Raw genomic sequence first — 8,842 nt, forward strand, 5'->3', positions numbered from 1 at the left:
CGGCGGCTCGGCCGCCGCCACCGGGCGTTCGATGGCTATGGCATCGAGAATGTCGAACAACAGCGGTCCGGCCAGATCGCGACCGACCAGATGGCTGTTGGGGCTGCCGTCGAAATTGCCGGCCCAGACGCCTACCAGCCAATCGCCCAGCATGCCGATGGCCCAGGCATCCTTCAGGCCGGACGAAGTACCGGTTTTCCAGGCCACCGCTTGCTGGTGGCCGAATCCGCGCCCACCGAAACTGCGTTGCGGGCGCGGATTGCTTTCCAGCATTTCCCTGACCAAAAACGCCGCTTCCGGCGATATCAGCTGTTTGCCAGCATCCGGGTCGGCATCGCGCAGCCAGCGTAAATTCAACAGCCGGCCGCGATTGGCCAGCATGCCGTACAGCCGCAGCAAATCTTCCATGGAAATCTCGGCGCCGCCGATAGCCAGACTCAAACCGTAATTGGCGGCCTGTTTGGGAATGTCTATGCCGGCTTGCAGCAAAAACGCGTGAAAGGTCGGCTGTTGCAATTGCGCCAACAGGCTGATGGCCGGAATATTGCGACTACGCACCAGCGCATCGGTGGCCGATAGCGGCCCGTAGAAATTGCGTTCGAAGTTTTCCGGCTGGTAATGCCCCAACCGTAGCGGAGTGTCCTTCAGCCGGCTGTCCGGCGTGATCAAGCCCTGGGCGATGGCTTGGGCGTAGATAAAGGGTTTCAGCGTCGAGCCAGGCGAACGCGGCGCCTTCAAGCCGTTGACGAAGCCCTGAATGCGGCGGTCGAAATAATCGGCCGACCCCACATAAGCCCTTACCGTCATGTCGGGCGCATGCACGATCATCGCGCTGGCATTGACCACGCCCTGGACCCGCTGCTGGCGTATGAATCCGCTCAGCAAATTTTCGCTCAGCGATTGCAGATTGGCGTCCAGCGTGCCGGCCAAACCGGACGCTTCCGGATACAAACCGTGCAGGCGTTCGGCGAAATGCGGCGCGGCAAACGGCAATTCGGCGCGCGACCGAAACCACAAGCGCTCGAAACCGGCATCGTCGCCGTAGGCCGTTTGCCAAGCCCGGCGCAGGCGCTGGCGGGCGGCTGGATGCATCGGCGCGCGGGCGGTGGGATTTTGCGGAATCAAGGCCAGTGCCCGCGCCTCGTCCTGGTTCAATTCGCCGACCGGTTTGTGAAAATAAATCCAGGCCGCCGCGCCGACGCCTTCGATGTTGGCGCCGTAAGGGGCCAGATTGAAGTAGGCTTCCAGCAATTCGTCCTTAACAAAGCGCCGTTCCAGCCACAGCGCGTAAGCCATTTGCCGGAACTTGCCGGACAGGCTGGCGGTCTTCAGCCGCCAGCGTTGCCGGGCCAGTTGCATGGTCAGCGTCGAAGCGCCCATCCGGCGCTCCCGCGTAATCAGGCTGCTCCACAAGGCCCGCGGCAGCGACAGCGGGTTGACGCCGGGGTGCCGGTAAAACCAGCGGTCTTCGTAGCGCAGGGTAGCTTCCAGCAAGGCCGGCGGCAATTCGGCCAGCGGCGTCCACAAACGGTATTTTTCGTCGGAAGTCAGGCTCAGCCGCAACAAACGGCCATCGGCGGCGGTGACTGCATAGGAACCATTGGCGCGATTGACCAGCAAGGGTTGCGGCGCCAGACCCAGGCCCAGCCAAAGCGCCAGCGCGAACAACAAGACCACGGACAACGCGATTCCGCCCGCCGACGGCCTTTTAAAGGGCCTGAGGCTAAATCTCATCGGCCTGAGTTGCATGCTTTAGCCGCCGGCGGGGGTTAAGGCGACGACATCGCGGGGAAGCAAGCGACGATAAGCGATTTAAGTTCTCAAGCGCCCCGTCGCCGGCCAATATACAAAATGACATAATCCCAGCCGTGTTTCCAGGTGGTCGAGAATGGCTTCGACACGCTCGGGCAAGTCGTAGAATTCCACTATCAACGGCAAATCCAGCGACAGATCGACCAAGGATGAGGTACGCATTTTGCCGTCCGGGCCAAAACCCGCGATGCCGCGCAATACCGTCACGCCGGAAACCTTTTCCCGGTCGTGCAAAAAATGCAGCAGATCGTCGAGCAAATGCTCGCCTTCCCGCAAATATATACGCGCTATAGAGACTGTTTGATGTGCCATAAGCAATTACCCGCCAGTGATCCCAACCAAACCATCGCCACGCCGAAAAAGGCGTTGATGGCAAAAATGCTCAATAACCCGTGAAACTCGCCGCGAATTTCCGGGAGTTTGAAAACCAGCCACAGCGTCGAACACAGCGTCAGCAAGCTCAACAGCACCACATGGGCAATCACTCTGACTTCGCCGCGGGCCTGCACGCCGTGCAGCAGCGTTTCAACAGCCATCGCCGCCATGAACGCCACGACTAAACTCAACATCAATTCCCGATATGGCAGGCCGTGACCCAGCCAGGGATAAAAATCCTGGGTAAACAGGGTCCGACCCCAGATCAAGCCCATCCAACAGGCCGCAAGGCACAATACCACGCTGAGGAAGACGTTCAGAAAGGCCTTGAGCACGTTGCCCGATTCGAGTAGGTAAACCGTTTCCAGCGAAAAAGTCGAAAAAGTGGTGTAAGCCCCTAAAAAACCCACTAGCAACGCGGCCCGATACTCCACGGCCAACGCGAAGCGTTGCAACATCAATTCAGTGAACAAACCCATCAAAAACGATCCGGTCACATTCACGAACAAGGTGCCGTGCGGAAAATCCCGCCCCAGCAACGCGTAAATACCATTGGCCACGCCGAAACGCGTGACCGCGCCTATCGAGCCGGCCATGGCAATGCCAAGCAATTGATTAATCATATGCAAACCTCTATCGGGATATGCGCAAGCAGCGGAAAAGCGGCCGCATCACAACGATTTCGCCATCAGAACTACGCCGGACAGCGCCAGGAACAGCGCGAAAATCCGCCGATAACCCTGCGCGTTGATCCGGCTGAAAAGCGCCTCGTCGATCAATCCGAACACCATCACCGCTATCGTCAGATAAATCAGGTTGTCAAACACCGGCACATCGATCCGTTGAGCGCTGAACAGGTATAAGGTCAACAATTGCACCACGGCGAAAGTGCCGTAGCAGATGGCCACGGTGACGCGCGCCACGTCCTTGGGATAATTTTTGTGATGCACCAAAGCCGTCAACAGGGAACCGCCCAAATTGCTGAGACCATGCACCACGCCCATCGCCACGACATACAGCGTTTCGTGCCGCATCAGACGTTCGATGATTCCGCCGGCGGCGGCGGACCATTCCTTGAAGGCGAAGAACAACAAAAACGGCCCCACCACCAAACCGATATTGATGCGCACATGGGTCACCAGAAACAGAAACAGCGCGATGGGCGGCAGGGCCAACATGACGATCTTGCGATAGAAGCCCCAATCGACATGGGCGTGATGCTTGGCGATTTGCATCAGATTGACCCCCAGCGACACCGGCAACAACACGACCAGAACATCGACGAATTCGTGACCGAACAACAGTAACAAGGGCGTACCGAACAACAGTATGCCGGCACCGAATAAAGACTGGATCACGGCGGTAAGTACGATAGTCAGCATGATTTCCACGGCCATTCAATTTACTCCCGAATGCATCACAAAAAATACCCCGCTTGACGCCGAACCGATAATTTCCGACCGGCCAACGCAACAAACAGGCATACCGTCCGCATTGTACCCCATGCCTGTATGGGCGGAGATTGCGGTTTTTTTGCCGAAGGGTCATCATGTGGACAGAAACGGCTCGGGCAAGGGCTAGCGGAAGCGTTACGATTTTTTTAACAAGCCGGTTGCTTGGGGGGGCCGTTCCTAAGAACCTCCCTATTTATATCCCTCACCCTAACCCCGGAGGAGGCTGTCGTAAAAGCTCCCTCTCCTTGCGGGAGAGGGTTGGGGTGAGGGGGTAAAAACCAATAAACCATTGTTTTATATACCCTCATCCTAACCTTCTCCTTTATGCCCCGCGGGTGCGGCGGGAGAAGGGACTGATTGTCTTTTACGCCACCCTCCAGAAGGAACGGAAGGCGGAAGTTATTGCGTGCGGACAAGCAGACGGGCCAAACCCAGCCGGGCTAATTTACGCAACTTATAAATCCATCATCATTAAAGCCATGATCAGCATCATTCAACGCGTCAGCGACGCGAAAGTCACCGTCAACGCTATCGATATCGGGGTCATAGGCCGAGGCATCATGGCGCTGGTGGCGGTGGAAAAATCCGACGATAAAGCGCAAGCCGACCGTCTGCTGGAGCGCATTTTGAATTACCGGATTTTTGCCGATGCCGAGGACAAAATGAATTTGAGTCTGCGCGACATTCAGGGCGGCTTATTGATCGTGCCGCAGTTCACGCTGGCGGCGGACACCCAAAAAGGCAACCGGCCCAGTTTTGCCTCGGCCGCTCCGCCGGAAAAAGGCCGGGAACTGTTCGGCTATTTTCAACGGCAAGCCGCTGCGATTTATCCCGGCAGCCAGTTCGGCCAATTCGGCGCCGATATGAAAGTGGCCCTGGTCAACGATGGGCCGGTGACCTTTACCTTGCGCTGCAATTAATCCAATCGCTTAACAGCCGCAGTTCCTGTTCCAGGCTGTTATCCGGCATATCCCGGCCGGCGCGCCCATACCAATAACGCGCATTGCTCAAGTCGCCTTCCAGCCTATGCAGGTAGCCGTGCATCCAACAGGACAGCGTGTCGTCATGGGCCCGCACCATTTGGTGCGCCGCGTCCCAAGCGCCGGACGCCGCCAGTTGCAAGACTTTTGCGTGATCTACCGGCATGGCCGCAAGCGTTTATCCGACCCAAACCCGGGCATTTCTGAACATCCTTAACCAAGCGCCGTCTTCCAGCCAATCGGCCGGATGCCAGGAGTTCTGCACGGCCCTAAAGCAGCGCTCGGGATGCGGCATCATGATGGTGAAACGGCCGTCGGTGGTGGTCAATCCGGTAATCCCCAGCGGCGAACCGTTCGGATTGGCCGGGAACTCGGTGGATTCCTTGCCGTAGTTGTCGACATAGCTGATTGCCACTTTCGCGGCGGCCGGATTTTGCCCGCCGAACTCGGCGCGGCCCTCGCCGTGCGCAACCACCACCGGCAACAGCGAGCCGGCCATGCCGGTAAAGAAAATCGACGGCGACGCCTGTACTTTCACCATTGCCACCCGTGCCTCGAATTGCTCCGACAGGTTGCGTTTGAATTGCGGCCAGTGTTCGGCGCCCGGAATGATGTCTTTTAAACCGGACATCATCTGACAGCCGTTACAAACGCCCAAACCGAAAGTATCCGGGCGGGCGAAGAAGGCGGCAAACTCGTCGCGTGCCCTGGGGTTGAACAAAATCGATTTGGCCCAGCCGCCGCCGGCGCCCAACACGTCGCCGTAGGAAAAGCCGCCGCAAGCCACCAACCCGGTAAAATCGGCCAGACTGACGCGACCGGCGATGATGTCGGTCATGTGCACGTCGATGGCGGCAAAGCCGGCTCGATCGAAGGCCGCCGCCATTTCGACGTGGCCGTTGACGCCCTGCTCGCGCAAAATTGCCACCTTGGGCCTGTCCGCGTTGGAGAATCCGGCGGCTATGTCATCGTTGATGTCGTAAGTTAGAACCGCCGACAAACCGGGATCGTTGTCGTCGGCGATGCGTTCGTATTGCCGGCGGGCGCAATCGGGATTGTCGCGCAAGGCCTGCATGCGATAGCTGACTTCCGCCCAGGTCTGCTGCAGTTCGGCGCGGCCGGCGGCATAAAGCAGTTGCCCGCCGTGTCTGATTTGCAATCGCTGATCGGCAGTCGTCCGGCCGATGCGGAAACTGCAATCGTCCAGCCCGGCCTGATCCAGGATTCTGGCGACTTGATTCAAGTCGGCGGCTTTGATCTGAATTACCGCGCCCAACTCTTCGTTGAACAAGGCCCCCAGCACGTCGTCGCCCAACTCGGACAAATCGATATCCACGCCTTGGCGGCCGGCAAACAGCATTTCCGCCAGCGCGGCCAGCAAACCGCCGTCGGAGCGGTCGTGATAGGCCAGCAACAGACCTTGCCGATTCAGAGTCTGGATGCTGTCGAAAAAAGCCTTGAACAGTTCGGGGTCATCCAGATCCGGCGCCTGATTGCCGAGTTGCTTGTACACCTGCGCCAGCACCGAACCGCCCAGGCGGTTTTTACCCCGACCCAGATCGATCAGCAGTAATAGGCTGTCGTTATTTTGCAATTGCGGCGTCAGCGTGCGGCGCACGTCCCGCACCGGCGCGAAGGCGGTAATGATTAAGGACACCGGCGCGGTCATCGTCTTGTCGCCTCCGGCGTCGCGCCAGACGGTTTTCATCGACAAGGAATCCTTGCCCACCGGAATCGCAATACCCAAGGCCGGGCAAAGCTCCATGCCGACCGCCTTGACGGTGTCGAACAACACCGCATCTTCGCCGGGACTGCCGGCGGCGGCCATCCAGTTGGCGGACAGTTTTACGTCGCCGAGCTTGCCGATTTGCGCCGCCGCCAGATTGGTCAGCGCCTCGCCTATCGCCATGCGGCCGGAGGCCGGGCCGTTTATCAACGCCAAAGGCGTGCGTTCGCCCAGCGCCATGGCTTCGCCGGTATACGCATAAAAGCCGGAAGCGGTCACCGCCACATCGGCCACTGGGACCTGCCAGGGACCGACCATCTGGTCGCGCGCCACCAGACCGGTCACCGAACGGTCGCCGATATGAATCAAAAAGCTTTTGTCGGCCACGGCCGGAAACGCCAACACCCGCTTGACCGCATCGGCCAACCTCACGGTTTGCAGCTGCAAATCAGGCAAGGTCTTGGGCAGGCGTCGCACATCTTTATGCATTTTCGGCGGTTTGCCGAACAGCACCGACATCGGCAGGTCGACCGGATTACCGCCCAGCCATGCGTCGCTCAGGGTTAAATGTTCCGCGTCCGTGGCTTCGCCTATCACCGCGTACAGGCAATGTTCGCGCTCGCAGAATGACTGAAACAGCGCCAGCGACTCCGGCTTGATGGCCACCACGTAGCGCTCCTGGGCTTCGTTGCACCAGATTTGCATCGGCGACATGCCCTTGTCGGCGTTATTGACCTTGCGCAATTCGAAGCGGCCGCCTCGGTCGCAATCGTGAATGATCTCCGGCACTGCGTTGGACAAGCCGCCGGCGCCAATATCGTGAATCGAGATAATCGGCGTGTTATCGCCCAGCGAATTACAGTGGTTGATGACTTCCTGACAGCGCCGCTCCATTTCCGGGTTCTCCCGCTGCACCGAGGCGAAATCCAGTTCCGCCGCGCTTTCGCCGGAAGTTTGCGACGACGCCGCGCCGCCGCCCAATCCGATCAGCATGGCCGGTCCACCCAGGATGATGATCAACGAGCCGGCCGGAATCGGCTGTTTATCGACCAACATTGGGCGGATATTGCCCATGCCGCCGGCGATCATGATGGGCTTGTGATAGCCGCGATACTGATTGGCTTCGCCCGTCTCGGCCGGTTGCTCGAAGCTGCGGAAATAACCGGCGATATTGGGCCGGCCGAATTCGTTATTGAACGCCGCGCCGCCGATCGGGCCTTCCAGCATGATGTCCAGCGCGGAGGCGATGCGCTCCGGCTTGCCGTTATCGGCTTCCCAGGGTTGCGCGAAGCCTGGAATGTTCAGATGCGACACGCTGAAGCCGGTCAAGCCGGCCTTGGTGGCGGAACCCCGGCCGGTGGCGCCCTCGTCGCGTATCTCGCCGCCGGAACCCGTCGCCGCGCCGGGATGCGGCGAAATCGCGGTCGGATGGTTATGGGTTTCCACCTTCATCAAAATGTGCGCCTGCTCTTGCACATAACCGTAGGCATGGCTGCCGGCATCGCGAATGAAAACCCGCGTTTCCGGGCCGGCCATCACCGAGGCATTATCGCTGTAGGCGGACAGGATGCCGTCCGGATGCAGGCCATGGGTGTTGCGTATCATGGCAAACAGCGACTTGGTCTGTTCCTCGCCGTCTATGGTCCAGCTGGCATTGAATATCTTATGCCGGCAGTGTTCGGAATTGGCCTGGGCGAACATCATCAGTTCGACGTCGGTCGGATTGCGGCCCAATTGAGTAAAGGCGTCGGTCAGATAGTCGATTTCATCCGCCGACAAGGCCAGTCCCAGTTCGGCGTTGGCGGCTTCCAGCGCGGGGCGACCCTGCTGGATGACGACGACGCTTTGTAGGGGCTTGGGGGCGTGCTCGACAAACAAATCCAGCCGCGCCGAGTCGGTGACGACTTGCTGTGTCATGCGGTCATGCAATACGCCGGACAGCCTTTGCAGGGCATCCGCGCTCGGTTGAGCCGTGCCGGTTAAAGTATATTCGATGCCGCGCTCGATGCGTTTCACGGCGGACAGACCGCAGCGCTCGGCGATTTCGCTGGCTTTGCTGGACCAGGGCGAAATGCTGCCCAATCGGGGCACCACCCACAGCGAGGCGCTCAATGTCGTCCCGGCCTGGGCATCAGCGGCGGCGGCCGCTTCGCCGGGCGTATCGCCGTAATCCAGCAGGCGCGCCAGCATTTGCGCTTGTGCGTCGGCCAGCGGCGCGTCCAGCTGGACAAAATGCACGAAACGGGCCGAGACGGCTTGGATGGAGGCATCCAGAGCCTGTAACCGGCTGAGCAATTTTTCGATGCGAAACGAAGAAAGGGCGGCGGTTCCGGGAATAGTCAACATGGTGATTTCGAATAAATGGTAAAGCGGGTTACGGAAAAATTACGGAGGCCCGACCCGCGGGCCAAGGCCGGTTCCAGCATTCAGAGGCTGTCGTAAAAGCCCCCTCTCCTTGGAGACTGTCGCAAAAGCCCCCTCTCCTTGCGGGAGAG

7 protein-coding genes are annotated in these 8,842 nt (G+C 59.4%); 1 reads left to right on the top strand and 6 read right to left on the bottom strand.

The window, feature by feature from the left end; genetic code table 11:
* The 4 genes from pbpC to NP590_RS19900 all read right to left on the bottom strand — a co-directional run.
* Positions 1-1,677: penicillin-binding protein 1C (gene pbpC, locus NP590_RS19885; protein ID WP_256604492.1), on the bottom strand; the 1,677-nt coding region annotated here is incomplete at its 3' end.
* Positions 1,678-1,812: 135 nt separating this feature from the next.
* Positions 1,813-2,124: a DUF190 domain-containing protein gene (locus NP590_RS19890; protein ID WP_256604484.1), complete on the bottom strand. Its 312-nt coding sequence runs from the start codon at positions 2,122-2,124 to the stop codon at positions 1,813-1,815.
* Positions 2,100-2,810, bottom strand: a complete 711-nt coding sequence (gene crcB, locus NP590_RS19895) for a fluoride efflux transporter CrcB (RefSeq protein ID WP_256604485.1) — start codon at positions 2,808-2,810, stop codon at positions 2,100-2,102. The genes NP590_RS19890 and crcB overlap by 25 nt, the downstream gene beginning before the upstream one ends.
* A gap of 48 nt (positions 2,811-2,858) precedes the next feature.
* A complete protein-coding gene (locus NP590_RS19900; protein ID WP_256604486.1) occupies positions 2,859-3,584 on the bottom strand; it encodes a TSUP family transporter in 726 nt (241 codons plus the stop codon).
* Positions 3,585-4,120: 536 nt separating this feature from the next.
* Here NP590_RS19900 and dtd point away from each other — a divergent pair.
* The gene (gene dtd, locus NP590_RS19905) at positions 4,121-4,561 is read left to right on the top strand and encodes a D-aminoacyl-tRNA deacylase (RefSeq protein WP_256604487.1); all 441 of its coding nucleotides are present in this window, start codon (positions 4,121-4,123) and stop codon (positions 4,559-4,561) included.
* On the opposite strand, the gene NP590_RS19910 is transcribed toward dtd, so the two are convergent.
* Both NP590_RS19910 and purL read right to left on the bottom strand, forming a co-directional pair.
* Positions 4,542-4,787, bottom strand: coding sequence for a hypothetical protein (locus NP590_RS19910; RefSeq protein ID WP_256604490.1), 246 nt, complete (start codon positions 4,785-4,787; stop codon positions 4,542-4,544). The two genes, dtd and NP590_RS19910, sit on opposite strands and share 20 nt — an antisense overlap.
* A 12-nt stretch (positions 4,788-4,799) precedes the next feature.
* Positions 4,800-8,693: a phosphoribosylformylglycinamidine synthase gene (purL, locus tag NP590_RS19915; RefSeq protein ID WP_256604491.1), complete on the bottom strand. Its 3,894-nt coding sequence runs from the start codon at positions 8,691-8,693 to the stop codon at positions 4,800-4,802.
* Positions 8,694-8,842 lie beyond the last annotated feature (149 nt).

The sequence above is a fragment of the Methylomonas subterranea genome (assembly GCF_024505185.1).
Lineage (GTDB): Bacteria > Pseudomonadota > Gammaproteobacteria > Methylococcales > Methylomonadaceae > Methylomonas > Methylomonas subterranea.

Bases quoted from the DNA above. Each gene is read 5' to 3' on its own strand.
- dtd (WP_256604487.1), top strand. From the start codon at position 4,121: ATGATCAGCATCATTCAACGCGTCAGCGACGCGAAAGTCACCGTCAAC.
- NP590_RS19900 (WP_256604486.1), bottom strand. From the start codon at position 3,584: ATGGCCGTGGAAATCATGCTGACTATCGTACTTACCGCCGTGATCCAG.
- NP590_RS19910 (WP_256604490.1), bottom strand. From the start codon at position 4,787: ATGCCGGTAGATCACGCAAAAGTCTTGCAACTGGCGGCGTCCGGCGCT.
- NP590_RS19890 (WP_256604484.1), bottom strand. From the start codon at position 2,124: ATGGCACATCAAACAGTCTCTATAGCGCGTATATATTTGCGGGAAGGC.
- crcB (WP_256604485.1), bottom strand. From the start codon at position 2,810: ATGATTAATCAATTGCTTGGCATTGCCATGGCCGGCTCGATAGGCGCG.
- purL (WP_256604491.1), bottom strand. From the start codon at position 8,693: ATGTTGACTATTCCCGGAACCGCCGCCCTTTCTTCGTTTCGCATCGAA.